This is a genomic window from Caulobacter ginsengisoli (assembly GCF_030814835.1).
In the GTDB taxonomy this organism is placed as follows: domain Bacteria; phylum Pseudomonadota; class Alphaproteobacteria; order Caulobacterales; family Caulobacteraceae; genus Caulobacter; species Caulobacter ginsengisoli.
On record NZ_JAUSVS010000006.1, the window covers coordinates 57,077 to 75,125 of the forward strand.

Consider the following 18,049-nt stretch of genomic DNA (forward strand, 5'->3'; position numbering starts at 1 on the left):
TAGGGCGCTCGCCCCCGTTTTTAAGGACCCCCACCCCCGTGCCCATCATGATTGAACTGATCATTCTGGCCGTGCTGGCGGGCGTGGTGCTCTACCAGCTCTATTCGGTGCTGGGCCGCCGGGTCGGCCGCCAGCCCGAGGACATGCCCGCCCCGGCCCTGCCCGACAGCCGCGCCCCGGCCCCCGAGGCGCTGGAAGGCGTGGAGCTCACCGGCCTGGCCGCCGTCAAGGCCCGCGATCCCAGCTTCGAGGTCGGCCAGTTCCTGAACGGGGCCCGCGCCGCCTACGAGATGGTGGTCAAGGCCTTCGCCGAGGGCGACCGCGAGACCCTCAAGAGACTCCTGGCCCCGCACGTCCTGGCCGGTTTCGAGACCGCCATGGCCGAGCGCGAGGCCCAGGGCCGCTCCGAGCGGGTCGACTTCCTGCAGACCCCCAGGGCCGACCTGGACGGGGTGGAGACCGAGGGGACCGTGGCCCGCGCCAAGGTCCGCTTCCTGGGCGAATACCGCGCCCGCTCCAAGGGCCCCGAGGGCGAGGCCGTCGACGACCGCCGCACCGCCGAGCTCTGGACCTTCCAACGGAATCTCAACAGCCGCGACCCCAACTGGACGCTGGTTCAGGTGGATCCCGCGGAGGCCTGACATGCTGCGTCGTGCTGTCGTACTGGCCGCGGGCCTGCTGCTCGCGGCCTGCGCCACGACGGGTTCCAAACCTCCGAAACCAGCGCCGAACCCCGCGCCCGCGCCTGTCCCCAAGCCTGAACCCAGGCCCGCGCCGCAGCCCGAACCCCCGCCCCGGCCCAGCATCGCCTTCGCCGACCTGCCCGGCTGGGACAGCGAGGACCACGCCGCCGCCCTCGCCGCCTACCGCGCCGGCTGCGGGGCCGACAAGAGCCCCGCCGGCCAGGAGGTCTGCCGCCGGGCCAAGGCCGCCGGCGCCCTCGACGAGGCCGGCTCGCGCTACTTCATCGAGACCCATTTCCGCATCGAACCGGCGGGCGATCCTGGCCAGACGGGCCTGCTGACCGCCTACTATTCCCCCGAATACGAGGCCCGCTTCTCTCGCCAGGACGACTTCACCGTCCCCGTCCGCCCCCGCCCCGACGACCTGGTCGACGGCAAGCCCTATCCCGAACGCGCCGAGATCGAGGCCCGCGACGAGCCCCGCCCCCTGGCCTGGATGCGGCCCGAGGAGTTCTTCTTCCTGCAGATCCAGGGCTCGGGCACGCTGGTCCTGCCGGGCGGGACCCGCAAGCGGGCCATCTTCACCGGCACCAACGGCCGCCCCTTCAAGGGCATCGCCACCCCGATGCGCGACCAGGGCCTGCTCAGCCCCGACAACACCTCCGGCGGCGCCATCCTCGACTGGCTGGCCGAGCACCGGGGCCCAGAGGCCGACGCCATCATGGCCCTCAACCCTCGCTTCGTCTTCTTCCGCCTGGCCGACGACGACGGGGCCGAACCGGCCGGGGCGGCGGGCATCCCCCTGCCCGCCGGCCGGGCCATCGCCATCGACCCCAGCCGCCACGGCTACGGCGAGCTCTACTGGATCTCCGCCGAGGCCCCCAGCCTGACCGGCGCCTTCCCAACCTACCGCCGCGCCGTCATGGCCCTGGACACCGGCGGCGCCATCAAGGGCGACATCCGCGCCGACCTCTATATCGGCCGCGGCCGGGCGGCGGGCCTGGAGGCCGGCCGGGTCAAGCACAGCTTGCGCCTCTACCGCCTCGTCCCCATCCTGAGCGAATGAAGCGGCCCGCACGCCCGGAAGATCTCAGACTCTGGGCCAAGGTCGCCGAGACCGTGACCCCACGCCCGGGCCGGGTGGTTCCCAAGGTCGAGGAAGCCCCCGCGCCGGCTGCCGTCAAACCGGCCGCGCCCGCCGTGATGGCCGAAGTCCCCCATGTCCGCCGCCGCTCGGGCCCCAAGCCGCCGCCCGACCTGATCGAACCCCGCCGCCACCGCCGCCTGGTCCGCGAGCGCGACGTCATCGAGGCCCGCATCGACCTGCACGGCATGACCTGGGACGCCGCGAGAGCCGCCCTGGAAAGCTTCCTGCACAGAGCCGCCGTCCAGGGCCACCGCGCCGTCCTGGTCATCACCGGCAAGGGCCGCCTGGGCGACGGCATTCTACGAAGATCCGTCCCCGACTGGCTGAACGCGCCTGGCCTGCGCGAGCTGGTCGCGGGGGTGTCGCCCGCCGCGCGGCGGCATGGCGGCGAGGGGGCTTTGTACGTGGCGCTAAAGCGGGTCGAGGAGAGGTAGCAGTCCACGACCGTTGGCGGCATCAAGCGTGGGTTTAAATTGGGAAGAAAGAGAAGAAGAGAGAAGAAGAGGAAGGGACCGTGCGGGTGGCCGAACTGCGCCTGGGCCACACCCGAACGGGGTCTTATTGAGGCGCAAAGCGCCTCGACGAAGATTGCCAGGCCTTGACGGCCCAGGCTCGCTCAGCGCCGTCGCTTGCTCTTCTTTTTTACCCTTCTCTTCCTTCCCAATTTAAACCCACGCCCCATGCCGCCCGCAGCCCGTGACGCCTTCCCTGCGACCGATCCGCCGACCTGACGCCGGGTCAGACTGGCGTGGAAACCGCCGTTTCTGCATAGTCCGCCCATGACTGCTGCAGCATCCCAATCGGTTCTGGTCGTCGGCGCCGGCATGGCGGGGCTGTTTACCGCCCTGGCCCTGGGCAAGGCCGGCCACAGGGTCACCATCCTCGAGCGCGACCCGCCCGCCCCCGAGGGCGGGGCCGACGAGGCGTTCGAAACCTGGAACCGCCGGGGCGTGGGCCATCTGCGCCACAGCCACGCCTTCCTGGCCCGGCTGCGCGAGATCCTGGTCGCCGAGCACCCCGACCTGCTCCAGGAACTGGTCGAGGCCGGGGTGCGCGAGCTGAAGTTCGCCGAGGGCCTGCCGCTCTCCAGCCGCTACCTCTACAAGCCCCAGCCGGGCGACGACGCCCTGACCATCCTGACCAGCCGCCGCACCACCCTGGAGCTGGTCATCCGCCGGCATGTCCAGGTCATGGCCGGGGTGGAGATCCGGAGCGGCGTCAACGTCACCGGTCTGCTCGGCGAGAAGGACGCCCAGGGCCGCTTCGTCTGCACGGGGCTGAAAACCGATCAGGGCGACATGGCCGCCGACATCGTCGTCGACGGCGCCGGCCGCACCACCGACCTCTTCGACCATCTCGCCGAGATGGGCATCAAGGCGCCGGAAGAGGAAGAGGACGCCGGCATCCTCTACTACACCCGCCACTGGCGGCTGCGGCCCGGCCAGGTCCAGCCCGAACGCGGCAAGGCCTCGGCGGCCGGCGACCTGGGCTTCATCAAGTTCGGGGTGTTCCCGGGCGACAACGGCTGTTTCTCGGTGACCCTGGCGGTGCCGGAGATCGAGCTGACCCTGCGCCAGGCGGTGCTCAAGCCCGAGGTGTTCGACCGCATCTGCGCCCTGCTCCCCGGCGTCGCCCCCTGGACCGCGCCGGACAAGTCCGAGCCGATCAGCAAGGTGTTCGGCATGGGCGACCTCAAGAGCCGCTGGCGCGACACCGCCCCGAACGACCAGCCCCTGGCGCTCAACCTGTTCGCGGCCGGCGATGGCCTGGTCCGCACCAACCCCCTCTATGGCCGGGGCTGCTCCTTCGCCGCTGTCGAGGGCCAGCTGCTGGCCAAGGCCCTGGCCTCGAGTTCCGATCCGGTCGCCCGCGCGGTGGCCTACCAGAAGTCGGTCAACGACCAGCTGCGACCCTTCTACATCCAGATGCGCGACCAGGACCGCTCGGCCATCCGCCGGGCGAAGCATGCGCTGAACCCGGACTACCAGCCGAAACTGAAGGCCCGGCTGATCAAGAGCTTCGCCGAGGACGGCGTCGGGGTGGCGCTGCGCTCGGACCCGGACCTGATGCGGCAGTTCATGCGGGGCTTCCACATGCTGGAGGCCTCCGACGCCTGGATCAAGCGGCCGGCGAACCTGGCCAAGGTGGTGCGGGTCTGGTCACGGGGGAAGACGAAGAACGCGGCCTTTTACCCCGCAAGGCTGGGTCCAGACCGGTCGGCGCTGTTCGCGGACCTGCAGCTGCCCGTGCGGGCGGATGCGGAGCGGCTGGGGATCGCCTGATCCACGCCAATCCTCACCCGGAGGGGGAGGGGGACCGCCGCGAAGCGGTGGTGGAGGGGGTTTGAGCCTACATTCAGGCGTCAGGATAGAGCGCGGCGGATCGGCTGAGGGAACCTCCAGGCGTGGATGTAGTGGCCGACCCCCTCCACCACGCCGGAGCCTGTCCTCGGGCGCGCGCTTCGCGCGACCCGGGGAGCGCGGTCCCCCTCCCCCTCCGGGTGAGGATTGCCTAACGCGAAGCCTTCTCCTCGATCCCCGAGGTCCCCTCGCGTTCCTCGAGCACGGCGGCGACCTCGTCGGTCGACACCCCCTTGGCCGCCAGCAACGCCAGCAGGTGATAGATCACGTCGGCCGCCTCGTCGGCCAGAGCCTGGGGTTCGTCCTCCAGGGCGGCGATGACCGCCTCGATGGCCTCCTCGCCCAGCTTGCGCGCCGCCAGCTTGGGGTCGCTCATCAACCTGGCGCTCCAGGATCTCGCCGGGTCGCCCCCGCGCCGCGCCTCCAGCGTCGCCACCAGGCGATCGAGCACCTCCGCCAACCGGCTCATGCCGCATCCTCCCAGACCGGCCGCACCGGGATGCCCGCCGCCGCCATCGCCGCCTTGGCCTGCGCAATCGAGACCTCGCCGAAATGGAAGATCGAGGCCGCCAGCACCGCGTCGGCGCCGCCGTCCTTGACCGCCTCGACCAGATGCGCGGCGTTCCCGGCCCCGCCGCTGGCGATCACCGGCACGGTCACGGCCGAGGTCACCGCCCGCAGCAGCGCTGTATCATAGCCGGTCTTGGCCCCGTCGCGGTCCATCGAGGTCAGCAGCACCTCGCCCGCTCCCCGCGCCACCGAGGCGGCGGCGTATTCGATAGCGTCCAGCCCGGTGTCGGTGCGGCCGCCGTAGGTGAAGACATGCCAGCCGCCTTCGCGGGCTTTCGCGTCCACCGCCACAACGACGGCCTGGCTGCCGAAAGCGTCGGCTAGGCGCGGGATCAGGTCGGGGTCCTCGACCGCCGCCGTGTTCACCGAGATCTTGTCGGCCCCGGCCCGCAGCAGAGCGCGGGCGTCCTCGACCGTGCGGATGCCGCCGCCCACCGACAGCGGCATGAAACAGACATCCGCCGTGCGGGCGATGACGTCGAGGATGGCCCCCCGGCCCTCATGGCTGGCGGTGATGTCCAGGAACATCAACTCGTCCGCCCCGGCCGCGTCATAGGTCGCCGCCTGCTCGACCGGGTCGCCGGCGTCGCGCAGCGCCAGGAACTGCACGCCCTTGACCACCCGGCCGGCCTTGACGTCCAGGCAGGGAATGAGGCGGACCTTCAGCATCAGGCCGCCGCCCCCAGGGCTTCATCGGCGGTGATGGCGCCCTCATAGAGGGCCCGGCCCAGGATGGCGCCGGCGATGGGGACGCCCGACCGCTCACGGATGGCCAGGATGTCCTTCACCGAGGCCAGCCCGCCCGAGGCGATCACCGGAATGGCCACCGCGTCGGCAACCTCGCCGACCTGGGCGACGTTCAGCCCCGTCATCGCCCCGTCGCGGCCGATGTCGGTGACGATCAGGGCCGCCATGCCGGCGTCCTCGAAGCGACGCGCGAGGCTGACGGCGTCCAGCTCGGACGAACCGACCCAGCCCTCGGTCGCCACCTTGCCGTCGCGCACGTCGACCGCCACGGCGATCTGCTCGGGCCACAGCCGCCCGGCCTCGCGCACCAGGGCCGGGTCGCGCACCGCCACCGTGCCCAGGATGACCCGGCTGACCCCCGCCTCGATCCAGGCCTCGACCTGCTCCAGGGTGCGGATGCCGCCGCCCAGCTGCACCGGGATCGACACCGCGCCCATGATCTCGGCCACCGCCGCGGCGTTGACCGGCCGGCCCTCGATGGCGCCGTTGAGGTCGACCACATGCAGCCACTCGAACCCGGCCTTCTGGAACCGCCCGGCCTGGTCGCCGGGCGAGGTGTTGAAGACGGTTTCCTTGGAGAGGTCGCCGTGCAGCAGCCGCACGCAGCGCCCGTCCTTCAGGTCGATGGCCGGATAGAGGATCAAGGCGCCCACTCCAGGAAGTTCGCCAGCAAACGCAGCCCCGCGCCCTGGGATTTTTCGGGGTGGAACTGCACCCCGGCCAGATTGCCCCGCGCCACGGCGGCGGTGAAGCGTCCGCCGTGATCCACCGCCGCCAGCCGGTCGGCCGGGTCGGTTGGGGTCATGGCGAAGCTGTGGGTGAAATACATGTGGCAATCGTCCGGCAGGCCACCCAGCAGCGGATGCGCCCGGCAATCGACCAGACCGTTCCAGCCCATGTGCGGAATCTTGGCAAGCGGATCGTTTGAAACCACCCGGGCCACGTCGCCCGGTATCCAGCCCAGGCCCTTGGTCTCGCCGAACTCCAGCCCCCGATCGGCCAGCAGCTGCATGCCGACACAGATGCCCAGGAAAGGCGCGCCGCGCGTGCGACAGGCCTCGCCCATCGCCGCCTCCAGCCCGTCGCGGGCCTCGAAGGCGGCCATGCAGGCGGCGAAGGCGCCCACGCCGGGCAGCACCACCCGGTCGGCCCTGGCCACGACGTCCGGATCGGCGGTCACCACGATGTCGGGCGCGCGCGAAAGCGCCCCCGCCGCGCGGCGAAGGGCTTTTTCGGCCGAGCGCAGGTTGCCCGACCCGTAGTCGATCAGGGCGACGCTCTGCATGGGATTATCAGAGCACGCCCTTGGTGGAGGGGGCGTGGCCGTGGGTCTTGGGGTCGATCTCGACGGCGGCGCGCAAGGCCCGCGCCAGGGCCTTGAAGCCGCTCTCGGCGATGTGGTGGCTGTTGTCGCCGTAGAGGGTTTCCAGATGCACGCAGGCGCCGCAGTTCATGGCGAACGCGTGGTGGAATTCCTTGAACAGCTCGGTGTCCATCTCCCCGACCTTGGGGCGCGAATAGACCACCTTCCAGATCAGGTAGGGCCGGTTGGAAAGGTCCAGGGCGCAGCGGGTCAGGGTCTCGTCCATGGGGATATAGGCGTGGCCGAACCGCCGGATGCCCTTGAAGCCGTCCAGCGCCTGGTTGACCGCCGCGCCGATGACGATGCCGGTGTCCTCGACCGTGTGGTGCATGTCGATATGCAGGTCGCCCTTGGTCTCGACCTCCAGGTCGAAGCCGCCATGCCGGGCGAAGCTTTCCAGCATGTGGTCGAAGAAACCGATGCCGGTCGAGATCTTCGACTCCCCGGTTCCGTCCAGGTCGATGGAAACCCGGATCTGGGTCTCCTTGGTCTGGCGGACCACCTGCGCGCTGCGGCTCATCAGATCAGTCCTTGCGTCCGGGCCAGCTCGGCCAGGTTAACCTGCGGCCGGGGGCCAATATGCGAGATCACCTCGGCCGCCGCCATCGAACCCAGCCGCCCGCAAACCTCGAGCGACCGGCCCCGGGCCAGGCCGAACAGGAACCCCGCCGCGTATTGGTCGCCCGCGCCCGTGGTGTCCACGACTTTATCGACGGGACAGGCGTCGATCCGATGACTGTCCCGCCCGGCGAGCACGATGGAGCCCTGGGCGCCGTTGGTCACGGCGGCGATCTTGGTCCTGGCCCCCAGCTGGGCGGCGGCGTTGTCGAAGTCGTCGGTCTGGAACAGGGCCTTCACCTCGTCGGAATTGGCGAAGACGATGTCGACCTGGCTGTCGATGAAGGCCAGCAGCCCCTCGCGGTGGCGCTCGACCACGAAGCTGTCCGACAGGGTCATGGCGATCAGCCGCCCGGCCCCATGCGCCAGGCCGGCGGCCTTGGCGAAGGCCCGGCGCGCTTCCGGCGGGTCGAACAGATAGCCTTCCAGATAGACGCTGAAGGCGTTCTCGATGATGGCCGGGTCGACATCGGCGGCGGTCAGCTCCACGCAGGCGCCCAGATAGGTGCACATGGTCCGCTCGCCGTCGGGGGTGACATTGATCAGGCTGCGGGCCGTCGGGGCCCCGCCGACCAGGGGCGTGGACGAGAAATGCGCGCCGATGGCCTTGAGGTCATGGGCGAAGAAGGCGCCCAGCTGGTCGTCGGCCACCTTGCCGATATAGGCCGCCTGGCCGCCCAGGCTGGCCACCCCGGCGACGGTGTTGCCGGCCGAACCGCCCGAGGTCTCGATGGCCTGGGCCATCCTGCCGTAGAGGTGCTCGGCCTGATCGGCGTCGATCAGCGCCATCGAACCCTTGACCAGGCCCTGGGCCGCCAGGAAGGCGTCGTCCGAGGACGCGATCACATCGACAATGGCGTTGCCGATGGCGGCGACGTCGTACTGGGTGGTCATGGGCGGTTCCGTGCGGCGTAGGGAGAGGCTTGTTACAGGGGGGAGTGGGACGGGGCAACTTTCTCCCGCTTCCCCAGCGAAAGCTGGGGCCCATGAGGGCAGATCAACCCCTACTGGCCCGGCCGCGTTGCTTCTCTCATGGGCCCCAGCTTTCGCTGGGGAGACGGTGATGATACGCGCCCACCGATGACCCGCATCGCCATCCTAAGCCCCACCGCCGACAACCCGATGTACGGCGCCATCTATCCTCGCTGGTTCAAACGGCTCGAAGCCGCCCTGGCCACGGCCGGCCTCACCGCCGAGGCCGCACCCTGGACCCAGCCCTTCGATCCGGCCCCCTACGCCGCCGTGCTGCCGATGATGGCCTGGGGCTATCACCAGCACACCGACCAGTGGTTCGCCCTGCTGGACCGTCTCGAGGCCTCCGGAGTCACCGTCCTCAACCCGGTCGAAACCCTGCGCTGGAACACCGCCAAGACCTATCTGCTCGACCTCGCCGCCCACGGGGCGCCGGTCATTCCGACCCTGGCCGTCGAGGCCGTGACCCCCGCGGCGATCGAGGCCGCCCGCGCCAGCTTCGGGGTGGCCGACCTGGTCGCCAAGCCGCAGATCTCCGCCGGCGCCCACCGGACCGTGGTCCTGCGGCCCGGCGATCCCCTCGACGGCGCGCCCACCGGAGCGGCCCTGATCCAGCCCTTCCTGCCGGCGGTGCGGGAAGAGGGCGAGCTGGCGGTATTCTGGTTCGGGGGCCGTTTCAGCCACGCGGTCAGCAAGGTCGCCGCCCCCGGCGAATTCCGCGTCCAGGCCCAGTACGGCGGCCAGGAAACCCTGGTCGACCCCACCCCCGAGGCCCTCGCCGCCGCGCAGGCTGTGTTCAAGGCCGCCGCGCGTCCCATCACCTATTGCCGCATCGACCTGATCCGCGCCCTCGACGGCCGCCTGGCCCTGATGGAGCTGGAAGCCATCGAACCCGACCTCTTCCTGGAACACGCCCCCGACGGCGGGGCGATGTTCGGGGCGGCGGTGCGGGCGGCGCTCACCCTCTAAACTCCCGAATTCCCTGGCGAAGGCCAGGGTCCATACAGCGCCGGCCGGGCGCCCGCGCCAGATCGTCGGCGCCCGCTTGGGCCCTGGCCTTCGCCAGGGATTCCGGGATGGGATTAGATGCCCGTGAACAGCGCCCGCGACGGACACAGGTCCGAGACCTGGCAGGTCTCGCATTTCGGCCGCCGGGCCAGACACACGTATCGCCCGTGCAGGATCAGCCAATGGTGGGCCCGGGTCTTGTAGGGCTGCGGGACGATCCGCATCAGGTCGGCCTCGACCTGGTCCGGCGTCTTGCCCGCCGACAGCTTCAGGCGATGGCTGACCCGGTAGACATGGGTGTCGACGGCGATGGCCGGTTCGATGTCGAGCTCGTTGAGGACCACGCTGGCGGTCTTGCGCCCCACCCCCGGCAGGGCCATCAGCGCCGTCCGCTCGAGGGGGACCTGGCCGCCATGCTGCTCCAGCAGGATACGCGAAAGACCGATGACGTTCTTGGCTTTCGTGCGGAACAGGCCGATCGAGGCGATGTAGCGGGTCAGTCCCGCCTCGCCGAGCGCCAGCATGTCGGCCGGATTGTCGGCGACCTCGAACAGGGGGCCGGTGGCCTTGTTGACCTGCTTGTCCGTGGCCTGGGCCGACAGGGCGACGGCGACCAGCAGGGTGAAGGGGTTCTTGAAGTCCAGCTCGGTGCGCGGGTCCTCGGCGAGCGTGGAGAAGCGCTGGAACAGGGTTTCCACCCTTTCCCGCTCTTTCGGCGCCAAGACTTTCTTGGGAAGACGTTTTGCGGCAGGTTTCGGGGTCGCGGCCATGAGGCCATGTTTTGGCCCAGGCCTCTCCCGACAGGAAGCTTAATGAGCGGCAAGCTGTACATGGACGCGGTGATCACCCCCAACCGCTCCATGGGACCGCAGGGTTTCAAGATCGTGCTGGGCGTGGCCATCGTCGGCAGCATGATCCTGGCCATCGCCCTGTTCATCATGGGCGCCTGGCCGGCCCCCTTCTTCCTGGGGCTGGACGTCTTCTTCCTGTGGCTGGCGCTGCGGTCCAACTTCCGCGCCGCCGAACGCCGCGAGCGCCTGCAGATCAGCGTCGAGACCGTCAGGGTGCTCAAGGAGCATGACGACATCAGCGAGCTGGTCTGGGAATCTCCCACCGCCTTCACCGCCCTCGACCTCGAGGAGCCGGGCGAGCACCAGATGCGGGTGCGCCTGCGGATGTCGGGCAAGATCTACACCGTCGGCCGCGACCTCAGCCCCGAGGAACGGGTGGCCCTGGGCGAGGCCATCGACCGGGCGATCCGGGCGGCGCGGGCGGATCGGCATCCGGGGTGGTGAGGGAAGGAATTGTCCACGAACCACACGAACCACACGAACCTGGTGTGAAATCCGCCTGATGCCGTGGCGCGTGCAGGTGGGATTAAGCCGCTTCGCGGGAAGGAAGAGAAGTTCAGAGAAGAAACGCAAGCGACGGTGGCTCGCTAGATGCGCCGCCGGCAATCTTTCGGATTCGATGGCCTGCGGCGCTTCAAGGATATCTCGACCGCTTACCCTTCTTGAATCTTCCTTATCTTCCTGTCGCGAAGCGACCCAAAAACCCACCGCCGCCCAGCCCCTCCACGAATACGGTTCCGGGCGCCACCCGTTCGTGTGGTTCGTGTGGTTCGTGGACAACTCTTCTCGCGCCGACCGCAAGAACCGGGCGGACTGGGCCTTGGCGTGGGGGCTACAACCGCTCACATGGACCTCATGACCCAAACCCCAGACCCCAGCGGCGTCATCGTCCGGCTCGAGGACCGGGCCCGCGATTACGTCCGCATGGAAAAGTCCCTCGCCTGGCTGGCCGAGCGCTGGCGCGAGCGGCCCAGCCTCGAGGAAGCCGCCGAGGCCGCCGGCCTGTCGCCCTTCCATTATCAGCGGCTGTTCACCCGCTGGGCCGGGGTCAGTCCCAAGACCTTCCTGGCCGCCATCGCCCATGCCGAGGCCCGGGTGCTGCTGGAGGAGGGCGCCCCCGTCCTCGACGCCGCCCTGGACGCCGGCCTGTCCGGCCCCTCGCGGCTGCACGACCTGTTCATCGCCCAGGAGGCCGTCACCCCCGGCGAGGCCCGCCGGCGCGGCGAGGGCCTGACCCTGAAATGGGGCCTCGCCCCCACCCCGTTCGGCCGCGGCCTGTTCGTGGTCGCCCCGCGCGGCCTGGCCGGGCTGGGCTTCGCGGGCCCCGGCGAGGAGGACAGCGCCTTCGCCGACATGCACGCCCGCTTCCCGGCCGCCGCCTGGCTGCGCGATGACACGGCCGCGCAGGCCATGGCCACCAAGGCGTTCGGCGACGCCCGCGAGCCCATCCCGCTGGTGCTGATCGGCTCGCCCTTCCATGTCCAGGTCTGGAAGGCCCTGCTGCGCATCCCGCCCGGCCAGACCGCCTCTTACGGCCAGGTCGCCGACTGGGCGGGCAAGCCGGGCGCCAACCGCGCCGCCGGCGCCGCCATCGGGGCCAACCCGGTCTCGCTGCTGATCCCCTGCCACCGGGTCATCGCCAGGGACGGCCGGCTGACCGGCTATCACTGGGGCCTGGGGCGCAAGGCGGCGATGCTGGGGCTGGAGGCGGTGGCGCGGGCTAGCTAGGCAGACCGGGAGGCTCTCTGCAAATCCTCACCCGGAGGGGGAGGATTACGCCACTACCGGCCTTAGAAACGTCCGCTCTTCCCGCAGGATCAGCCGCCTCTCCTCGGCGAAGCGGAAATTGGCCATGCCGGCCGGGTCGGCCCGCAGCCGGGCGCGGTAGGCTTCGTAAGCGGCCAGGCTGTCGAAGCCGATCAGCGCCAGGGCGACATTGTTGGTCCCCTCATGCGGCATGAAATAGCCGATCAGGTCGCCGCCGCAGGCCGGGATGATCCGCAGCCAGGCTTTCGAGTATTCCTCGAAGGCCGCCTTCTGGAACGGGTCGATCTCGTAGCGGATGCAGCAGGTAATGGTCATGGCGGAGTTCTAGCCGCTGGATCGTCCATCATGTTTCGACTATGGTCGAACTATGCCCGATGGCCCCGACATCGTCCGCGCCGCCGCCCTGCTGGGCGATCCGGCCCGGGCCAACATGCTGACCGCGCTGATGGGCGGCCAGGCCCTGACGGCCGGGGAACTGGCCCGCGAGGCCGGGGTCACCGCCCAGACCGCCAGCAGCCACTTGGCGCGGCTCGAGGCCGGGGGCCTGATCACCGTCCGCCAGGCCGGGCGGCACCGCTATTTCGCCCTGGCCGGCCCCGATGTCGCCGCCGTGCTGGAGGGCCTGATGAGTCTGGCCGCCCGGGCCGGCCACAGCCGCACCCGCCCCGGCCCCCGCGACCCGGCCCTGCGCAGGGCCCGCCGCTGCTACGACCACCTGGCCGGCGAGCTGGGGGTGGCGATGTTCGAGGCCCTGGTCGCCGACGGCCGGCTGGCGCTGGTGGACGACCACCCTGTCCTCACCGAGACGGGCGAGGCCTTCGTCCGGGGCTTCGGCCTCGACCCCGAAACCCTCCGCGCCCAGAAGCGCCCGCTCTGCCGTAGCTGCCTCGACTGGTCCGCCCGCCGCAGTCACCTGGCCGGGACGCTGGGGGCGGGGCTTCTGAGCCGGATGACGGAGCTGGGCTGGGCGAGGCTGGAGCCGGGGTCGCGGGTGGTGACGTTTTCGAAGAAGGGACTGGCGGCGTTCGAGGCCGAGTTCCCTACTCCTCACCCGTAGGGGGAGGACGATCGCGCCAGAGCGCGATCAGGAGGGGGTCTTCGGGCAGGCGCGCGCCCGTTTCTGCCTGCGCTCGGGCGCCTTGCAGTCCGCCCTGTAAGAACCGGATAGCCCCTGCCCCTGCCCGAACACCCCCACCTGGCCGGCCACGGGCGCGCTCGATGCGCGCCTCGGGCGGGCCGTCCGCCCCCTACGGGGGCGGAGCTTGGAACCTACCGCTTCGACAGCTCGATTCCCTTGACGATGGCCATCTTGGCCAGGTTCGCCCCGGGGATGAACATGTTGGCCGCCTCGGCCCCGACGTCGAGCAGGAAGGCCGGGTCCAGCATCTTGCCGAGATACCGCTCGAAGGTCGCCCCGCCGGCCCTGGGCTCGCCCGTGACCGCGTCGAACTCGACCACCGCCTCCTTGCCCTGCCAACGGTAGCGGAAGGCGTAGACCGGCCGGTAGTAGAGCTCGATGGCCTCGACCCGCACCGTCTCCTCCAGCACAGTATCGGCCTCGATACGGGTGATCGAGGCGGCGATCAGGTCGCGGACCAGGGTCGAGGCCTTGGCTTCGGACGGCACGACCACCACCCCATCGCGGGTGGCGGCGGCCAGGGTCTCGGCGTCGGCCTCGCTGGCCGGGTGCTTGAGATAATCCGCCAGGGTCGGCTGCGGCGCCTTGCTCAGCCCGTCGACATAGAGATCGCGGCGGTTTTCCTCGCGGCAGGTCTCCAGGCCGCTGACCTTGATCTGGCCGCCGCTGGCGGTGAGGGTCTCGCCGCCGATGGCCACCGACTGCACCATCGGACCGACGGCCACCATGTAGTCGCGGCGGCGCTCATAGCCCAGCACCGTGCGGGCGCTCAGCCGCCAGAAGGGCTGCAGCCGGCGCTCGCGATAGGCGACCTCGAACTCGTCGTCCTTGGGCTGTTTCAGAAAGCCGCTCATCCGGGCCAGGGTCCCGAAGGCCTCCACCCGCTTGGTCCAGGCCCGGCCCTCGGCCTGCTCCATGGAGAAGCGGTCGGCCAGGACCAGGATCCGCTCGTCGGTCAGCTCGACGTTCATGGGGGGACCTCCTGCGGAAGGCAGGGTTCACCCAAAGTGGGCGGGAGGCAAGCCACCAACTCCTCACCCGTAGGGGGAGGACGACCGCGCCAGAGCGCGGTCCGGAGGGGGTCTTCGGGCAGGGGCGGCGCCAAGCTGTGGCTGGTCTCGGGCGCCCTGCAATTCGCCCTGTCGAAACCGGACGGCCCCTGCACCTGCCCAAACACCCCCACCTGGCCGGCCACGGGCGCGCTGCAGGCGCGCCTCGGGCGGGCCGTCCGCCCCCTACGGGGGCGGAGTTTCAGAGAATGAACCGGCTCAGATCCGCATCCGCCGCCAGGGCCCCGACCTTGTCCCGCACATAGTCCCCGTCCACCGCGATGGTCTCGCCGCCGTGGTCGCCGGCGGTGAAGCTGATGTCCTCGACCACCTTTTCCAGGATGGTCTGCAGGCGGCGGGCCCCGATGTTCTCGACGCTGGAATTGACCGCCACGGCGGCGTCGGCCAGGGCGTCGATGGCGTCCTCGCTGAAGGTCAGGGTGACGCCCTCGGTGGCGATCAGGGCCTGGTGCTGGATGATCAGGTTGGCCTCGGGCTCGGTGAGAATTCGCCGCATGTCGTCGCGCGACAGGGCCTTCAGCTCGACGCGGATCGGCAGCCTTCCTTGCAGCTCCGGCAGCAGGTCCGACGGCTTGGCGACGTGGAACGCCCCTGAGGCGATGAACAGCACATGGTCGCTCTTCACCGGCCCATGCTTGGTGGCCACCGTGGTGCCCTCGATCAGGGGCAGCAGGTCGCGCTGCACCCCCTCGCGGGAGACATCGCCGCCGCCGGCCCGGTCCTGGCGGCTGGCCACCTTGTCGATCTCGTCCAGGAAGACGATGCCCTGGTTCTCGGCCAGCTCGATGGCCTCGGCGGTCAGGCTGTCCTGGTCGAGCAGCTTGTCGCTCTCCTCGGCGATCAGCGGCGTCCAGGCCGCCGCCACCGTGGTCTTCTGGGTCTTGGTGCGGCCGCCGCCGAAGGCCTTGCCCATGATGTCGCCAAGGTTCAGCACCCCCACCCCCAGGCCGGGCTGGCCGGGGATGTCCATGCCCTGGAAGGGCGACGTGGCGTCGTTGAGCTGCAGCTCGATCTCCTTGTCGTCCAGGTCGCCGGCCCGCAGCTTGCCCCGAAAGCTCTCCCGCGCCGCCGTCGAGCCCGGCCCGGTCAGGGCGTCGAGGATGCGCTCCTCGGCCGCCGTCTCCGCCCTGGCCTTGACCCCCGCCCGCCGCTTGTCGCGCACCATGCCCAGGGCCGCCTCGACCAGGTCGCGCATGATCTGGTCGACGTCGCGGCCGACATAGCCGACCTCGGTGAACTTGGTCGCCTCGACCTTGAGGAAGGGCGCCTGGGCCAGTTTCGCCAGCCGCCGGGCGATCTCGGTCTTGCCCACGCCCGTAGGGCCGATCAGCAGGATGTTCTTGGGCGTCACCTCATCGCGCAGGGCCTCGGGCACCCGGCGGCGGCGCCAGCGGTTGCGCAGGGCCACGGCCACGGCCTTCTTGGCCTCGGCATGGCCGACGATGAAGCGGTCGAGCTCGGAAACGATCTCGCGGGGGGAAAACTCGGTCATGAACGGAACTCAGCCGACCTTGGGCGGCGGTGGGGGTGGCGGAATGGAGACCAGCTCGTCGAAGACCAGCTTCCAGCCCTCGGCCCGGCGCTGCCAGATGCGGGCGTAGTGGCCGCGGCGGAACCCGGCCCCCTCGCCCCAGGCGACCGCGCCATAGGTGAAGGCCAGGTCGCCATAGGCCGACATCGTCACGCCCAGCGACGACATCAGCAGCTTGCGGGGCCGCGCCTCGAGGGCCGGGCCGAACTGGCTGCAGCCGATGCCGGGCAGCTTGTCCTCGGTATAGACCCGGGCGTCGCAGGCCAGCACGGCGCGGTAGGCGGCGACGGAATCCTCGCCGGCCTGGGCGGCCAGGGCCTTTTCGACCTTGGCCAGGTCGGCGGAAGCGCTTTCCGGATACTGGCCCTTCTGGTTGGAGGCAGTCAGGTAGCCGGGCTCGGAATCCCTGGCCGGCGCCCCGGTCGGGTCGGCCCCCGCCCCACCATCGAAGATCCATTTCCAGCCGCCGTCGGGCTGCTTCTTCCAGACCGTGAAATAGAAGGCGCCGGGCTTGCCGTTGACCGTGTAGGGCCCGGTGGTGAAGCCCAGGTCGCCGGAGCGGGCGATCCCGGCATAGACCGGCCACCATTCCAGCAGCGGCCCCTTGCCGTCGGGCCGCGATCCATAGAGGGCCTTGGCGCTGGTCGGGTCGGGATTGAGGACGATGGCGTCGTCGGCCATCCAGGTCAAAAAGCTCTTCTTGATCCCGAACGCCGCCCCATCGGCGGCGAAGGCCCGCTCGGCCTCGACCACGGCCTTGGGGGTCAGGGGGGCGATGTCCGCGACCGCCGGAGCGGCCAGCAGGCAGACGGCGGCCAGGATCAGGGCGCGCATGTCAGAGGGTCTCCAGCGTCAGGGAGCTATTGGTGTAGACGCAGATGTCCGCGGCTATCCCCATAGCCTTTCGGGCGATGGCCTCGGCGGTCAAGTTACCGTCCAGTAAGGCGCGGGCCGCGGCCAGGGCGTAGGCGCCGCCCGAGCCGATGGCCGCCACCCCGCTTTCCGGCTCCAGAACGTCGCCGACCCCGGTGACGGTGTAGATGGCGTCCTTGTCGGCGACGATCAGCATGGCCTCCAGCCGGCGCAGATAGCGGTCGGTGCGCCAGTCCTTGGCCAGGTCCACGCAGGCCCGGGCCAGCTGGTCGGGATACTGTTCCAGCTTGGCTTCCAGCCGCTCGATCAGGGTGAAGGCGTCGGCCGTGGCCCCGGCGAACCCGGCGATGACCTTGCCGCCGGCCAGGGTGCGGACCTTGCGGGCGTTGCCCTTGACGATGGTCTGGCCCATGGAGACCTGGCCGTCGCCGGCGACGACGGTCTGGCCGTCCTTGCGCACGGCCAGGATGGTGGTCCCGTGCCAATCGGGGAAGGATGTGGCGTTCTGCATCTCTCGATAGGTGGCGGGGCGGACGGATCGGGTCAAGACGCATGAAGTTTTCCGATAGCGAGGTCGAACGCTATGCCCGCCACCTGGTGCTGCGCGAGGTCGGCGGCCCGGGCCAGCAGAAGCTGAAGGCCGCCCGGGTGCTGATCGTCGGGGCCGGCGGCCTGGGCGCCCCCGCCGCCCTCTACCTGGCCGCCGCCGGAGTCGGCCGCCTCGACCTGGTCGACCCCGACACCGTCGCCCTCTCCAATCTGCAGCGGCAGGTGATCTACGCCACCAACGACGTCGGCCGGCCCAAGACCGAAGCCGCCGCCGAACACCTGACCGCCCTCAACCCCGAGGTCGAGGTGGTCGCCCACGCCACCGCCTTCCATCCGGACCTGGTCGCCGGCTTCGACCTGGTCCTGGACGGCACCGACAATTTCGAGACCCGCTTTGCCGTCAACGCCGCCTGCCTCGAGCACGGCGTTCCCCTGGTCAGCGGGGCCATCGGCCGCTGGACCGGCCAGGTCGGGGTGTTCGCCGGCAGACCCTGCTACCGCTGCCTGGTCCCCGACATCCCCCCCGACGCCGAGACCTGCGTCGCCGTCGGGGTGGTGGGGGCGCTGGCCGGGGTGGTCGGCTCGATGATGGCCCTGGAGGCCATCAAGCTGATCGCCGGGGCCGGGACGCCGCTGACCGGCCGGCTGCTGGTCTATGAGGGGCTGAGCGGTGAGAGTCGGACGCTCAGGGTCGGGGCCGATCCCGCCTGCCCGGCGTGCGGCGGGTAACGTCCACGCGCGCCCAACACACACCCGCTCATCCCCGCGAAAGCGGGGACCCAGGTGTTTTTCGTAGCGGACT

At 70.4% G+C, this 18,049-nt stretch carries 21 protein-coding genes; 9 read left to right on the forward strand and 12 right to left on the reverse strand.

Translation table 11 applies throughout. From position 1 onward, the window contains the following. Positions 1 to 47 precede the first annotated feature (47 nt). The 4 genes from timA to QO010_RS15215 all read left to right on the forward strand — a co-directional run bounded on the left by timA (position 48) and on the right by QO010_RS15215 (position 4,112). Positions 48 to 641 (forward strand): TIM44-related membrane protein TimA, encoded by a 594-nt coding sequence (gene timA / locus QO010_RS15200; protein ID WP_307350798.1) that lies wholly within the window; start codon positions 48 to 50, stop codon positions 639 to 641. A gap of 1 nt (position 642) precedes the next feature. Beyond that, the gene (locus QO010_RS15205; RefSeq protein WP_307350481.1) at positions 643 to 1,749 is read left to right on the forward strand and encodes an MltA domain-containing protein; all 1,107 of its coding nucleotides are present in this window, start codon (positions 643 to 645) and stop codon (positions 1,747 to 1,749) included. After that, on the forward strand, positions 1,746 to 2,264 hold the full coding sequence (locus tag QO010_RS15210; RefSeq protein WP_307350482.1) for a Smr/MutS family protein: 519 nt from the start codon (positions 1,746 to 1,748) through the stop codon (positions 2,262 to 2,264). The genes QO010_RS15205 and QO010_RS15210 overlap by 4 nt, the downstream gene beginning before the upstream one ends. A gap of 345 nt (positions 2,265 to 2,609) precedes the next feature. Then, a complete protein-coding gene (locus tag QO010_RS15215; RefSeq protein WP_307350483.1) occupies positions 2,610 to 4,112 on the forward strand; it encodes an FAD-dependent oxidoreductase in 1,503 nt (500 codons plus the stop codon). A 229-nt stretch (positions 4,113 to 4,341) separates the two neighbouring features. On the opposite strand, the gene QO010_RS15220 is transcribed toward QO010_RS15215, so the two are convergent. From QO010_RS15220 to QO010_RS15245, 6 genes are read right to left on the reverse strand one after another with little or no spacing between them, the layout of a single operon-like run. After that, entirely contained in the window at positions 4,342 to 4,659 is a 318-nt protein-coding gene (locus QO010_RS15220) for a phosphoribosyl-ATP diphosphatase (RefSeq protein ID WP_307350484.1), read from the reverse strand. Beyond that, positions 4,656 to 5,429, reverse strand: coding sequence for an imidazole glycerol phosphate synthase subunit HisF (gene hisF / locus QO010_RS15225; RefSeq protein ID WP_307350485.1), 774 nt, complete (start codon positions 5,427 to 5,429; stop codon positions 4,656 to 4,658). The genes QO010_RS15220 and hisF overlap by 4 nt, the downstream gene beginning before the upstream one ends. After that, complete coding sequence (gene hisA / locus QO010_RS15230) at positions 5,429 to 6,151, reverse strand: 1-(5-phosphoribosyl)-5-[(5-phosphoribosylamino)methylideneamino]imidazole-4-carboxamide isomerase (protein WP_307350800.1); 723 nt, start codon at positions 6,149 to 6,151, stop codon at positions 5,429 to 5,431. The genes hisF and hisA overlap by 1 nt, the downstream gene beginning before the upstream one ends. Then, positions 6,148 to 6,792, reverse strand: a complete 645-nt coding sequence (gene hisH, locus QO010_RS15235; RefSeq protein ID WP_307350486.1) for an imidazole glycerol phosphate synthase subunit HisH — start codon at positions 6,790 to 6,792, stop codon at positions 6,148 to 6,150. Before hisH ends, hisA begins: the two co-directional genes overlap by 4 nt. A 7-nt stretch (positions 6,793 to 6,799) precedes the next feature. Further along, entirely contained in the window at positions 6,800 to 7,390 is a 591-nt protein-coding gene (gene hisB, locus QO010_RS15240) for an imidazoleglycerol-phosphate dehydratase HisB (RefSeq protein ID WP_307350487.1), read from the reverse strand. Next, entirely contained in the window at positions 7,390 to 8,382 is a 993-nt protein-coding gene (locus QO010_RS15245) for an adenosine kinase (protein WP_307350488.1), read from the reverse strand. Before QO010_RS15245 ends, hisB begins: the two co-directional genes overlap by 1 nt. 186 nt (positions 8,383 to 8,568) lie before the next feature. On the opposite strand from QO010_RS15245, the gene QO010_RS15250 reads away from it, so the two are divergent. Then, positions 8,569 to 9,429: an ATP-grasp domain-containing protein gene (locus QO010_RS15250; protein ID WP_307350489.1), complete on the forward strand. Its 861-nt coding sequence runs from the start codon at positions 8,569 to 8,571 to the stop codon at positions 9,427 to 9,429. Positions 9,430 to 9,542: 113 nt separating this feature from the next. Here the strand turns inward: QO010_RS15250 and nth are convergent, their stop codons facing one another. Continuing rightward, a complete protein-coding gene (gene nth, locus QO010_RS15255) occupies positions 9,543 to 10,238 on the reverse strand; it encodes an endonuclease III (protein ID WP_307350490.1) in 696 nt (231 codons plus the stop codon). A 42-nt stretch (positions 10,239 to 10,280) separates the two neighbouring features. Between nth and QO010_RS15260 the strand changes: the two genes are divergently transcribed. Continuing rightward, on the forward strand, positions 10,281 to 10,763 hold the full coding sequence (locus tag QO010_RS15260; protein WP_307350491.1) for a DUF2244 domain-containing protein: 483 nt from the start codon (positions 10,281 to 10,283) through the stop codon (positions 10,761 to 10,763). Positions 10,764 to 11,174: 411 nt separating this feature from the next. Next, positions 11,175 to 12,047, forward strand: a complete 873-nt coding sequence (locus QO010_RS15265; protein ID WP_307350492.1) for a methylated-DNA--[protein]-cysteine S-methyltransferase — start codon at positions 11,175 to 11,177, stop codon at positions 12,045 to 12,047. A 45-nt stretch (positions 12,048 to 12,092) separates the two neighbouring features. Here QO010_RS15265 and QO010_RS15270 read toward each other — a convergent pair whose 3' ends face one another. Then, complete coding sequence (locus QO010_RS15270) at positions 12,093 to 12,401, reverse strand: NIPSNAP family protein (protein WP_307350493.1); 309 nt, start codon at positions 12,399 to 12,401, stop codon at positions 12,093 to 12,095. 52 nt (positions 12,402 to 12,453) lie between these two features. Here QO010_RS15270 and QO010_RS15275 point away from each other — a divergent pair, with 52 nt between their 5' ends. Next, positions 12,454 to 13,143 carry an ArsR/SmtB family transcription factor gene (locus QO010_RS15275; protein WP_307350494.1) on the forward strand — a complete coding sequence of 230 codons (690 nt, stop codon included), beginning with the start codon at positions 12,454 to 12,456 and terminating at the stop codon, positions 13,141 to 13,143. A gap of 212 nt (positions 13,144 to 13,355) precedes the next feature. On the opposite strand, the gene QO010_RS15280 is transcribed toward QO010_RS15275, so the two are convergent. From QO010_RS15280 to hslV, 4 genes are all read right to left on the reverse strand, one after another. Then, a complete protein-coding gene (locus tag QO010_RS15280) occupies positions 13,356 to 14,195 on the reverse strand; it encodes a hypothetical protein (RefSeq protein WP_307350495.1) in 840 nt (279 codons plus the stop codon). Between the two features lie 280 nt (positions 14,196 to 14,475). Next, positions 14,476 to 15,786 (reverse strand): ATP-dependent protease ATPase subunit HslU, encoded by a 1,311-nt coding sequence (gene hslU / locus QO010_RS15285; protein WP_307350496.1) that lies wholly within the window; start codon positions 15,784 to 15,786, stop codon positions 14,476 to 14,478. Positions 15,787 to 15,795: 9 nt separating this feature from the next. After that, positions 15,796 to 16,659: a DUF4440 domain-containing protein gene (locus QO010_RS15290; RefSeq protein WP_307350497.1), complete on the reverse strand. Its 864-nt coding sequence runs from the start codon at positions 16,657 to 16,659 to the stop codon at positions 15,796 to 15,798. Between the two features lies 1 nt (position 16,660). After that, positions 16,661 to 17,209 (reverse strand): ATP-dependent protease subunit HslV, encoded by a 549-nt coding sequence (gene hslV, locus QO010_RS15295; RefSeq protein WP_307350802.1) that lies wholly within the window; start codon positions 17,207 to 17,209, stop codon positions 16,661 to 16,663. A gap of 41 nt (positions 17,210 to 17,250) precedes the next feature. Between hslV and QO010_RS15300 the strand changes: the two genes are divergently transcribed. Further along, positions 17,251 to 17,976 carry a HesA/MoeB/ThiF family protein gene (locus QO010_RS15300; RefSeq protein ID WP_307350498.1) on the forward strand — a complete coding sequence of 242 codons (726 nt, stop codon included), beginning with the start codon at positions 17,251 to 17,253 and terminating at the stop codon, positions 17,974 to 17,976. Positions 17,977 to 18,049 lie beyond the last annotated feature (73 nt).

Excerpts from the sequence above, each read along its gene's own strand:
- timA (WP_307350798.1), top strand. The coding sequence starts at position 48 with ATGATTGAACTGATCATTCTGGCCGTGCTGGCGGGCGTGGTGCTCTAC.
- QO010_RS15205 (WP_307350481.1), top strand. The coding sequence starts at position 643 with ATGCTGCGTCGTGCTGTCGTACTGGCCGCGGGCCTGCTGCTCGCGGCC.
- QO010_RS15210 (WP_307350482.1), top strand. The coding sequence starts at position 1,746 with ATGAAGCGGCCCGCACGCCCGGAAGATCTCAGACTCTGGGCCAAGGTC.
- QO010_RS15215 (WP_307350483.1), top strand. The coding sequence starts at position 2,610 with ATGACTGCTGCAGCATCCCAATCGGTTCTGGTCGTCGGCGCCGGCATG.
- QO010_RS15220 (WP_307350484.1), bottom strand. The coding sequence starts at position 4,659 with ATGAGCCGGTTGGCGGAGGTGCTCGATCGCCTGGTGGCGACGCTGGAG.
- hisF (WP_307350485.1), bottom strand. The coding sequence starts at position 5,429 with ATGCTGAAGGTCCGCCTCATTCCCTGCCTGGACGTCAAGGCCGGCCGG.
- hisH (WP_307350486.1), bottom strand. The coding sequence starts at position 6,792 with ATGCAGAGCGTCGCCCTGATCGACTACGGGTCGGGCAACCTGCGCTCG.
- hisB (WP_307350487.1), bottom strand. The coding sequence starts at position 7,390 with ATGAGCCGCAGCGCGCAGGTGGTCCGCCAGACCAAGGAGACCCAGATC.
- QO010_RS15245 (WP_307350488.1), bottom strand. The coding sequence starts at position 8,382 with ATGACCACCCAGTACGACGTCGCCGCCATCGGCAACGCCATTGTCGAT.
- QO010_RS15250 (WP_307350489.1), top strand. The coding sequence starts at position 8,569 with ATGACCCGCATCGCCATCCTAAGCCCCACCGCCGACAACCCGATGTAC.
- nth (WP_307350490.1), bottom strand. The coding sequence starts at position 10,238 with ATGGCCGCGACCCCGAAACCTGCCGCAAAACGTCTTCCCAAGAAAGTC.
- QO010_RS15260 (WP_307350491.1), top strand. The coding sequence starts at position 10,281 with ATGAGCGGCAAGCTGTACATGGACGCGGTGATCACCCCCAACCGCTCC.
- QO010_RS15265 (WP_307350492.1), top strand. The coding sequence starts at position 11,175 with ATGACCCAAACCCCAGACCCCAGCGGCGTCATCGTCCGGCTCGAGGAC.
- QO010_RS15270 (WP_307350493.1), bottom strand. The coding sequence starts at position 12,401 with ATGACCATTACCTGCTGCATCCGCTACGAGATCGACCCGTTCCAGAAG.
- QO010_RS15275 (WP_307350494.1), top strand. The coding sequence starts at position 12,454 with ATGCCCGATGGCCCCGACATCGTCCGCGCCGCCGCCCTGCTGGGCGAT.
- QO010_RS15280 (WP_307350495.1), bottom strand. The coding sequence starts at position 14,195 with ATGAACGTCGAGCTGACCGACGAGCGGATCCTGGTCCTGGCCGACCGC.
- hslU (WP_307350496.1), bottom strand. The coding sequence starts at position 15,786 with ATGACCGAGTTTTCCCCCCGCGAGATCGTTTCCGAGCTCGACCGCTTC.
- QO010_RS15290 (WP_307350497.1), bottom strand. The coding sequence starts at position 16,659 with ATGCGCGCCCTGATCCTGGCCGCCGTCTGCCTGCTGGCCGCTCCGGCG.
- hslV (WP_307350802.1), bottom strand. The coding sequence starts at position 17,209 with ATGCAGAACGCCACATCCTTCCCCGATTGGCACGGGACCACCATCCTG.
- QO010_RS15300 (WP_307350498.1), top strand. The coding sequence starts at position 17,251 with ATGAAGTTTTCCGATAGCGAGGTCGAACGCTATGCCCGCCACCTGGTG.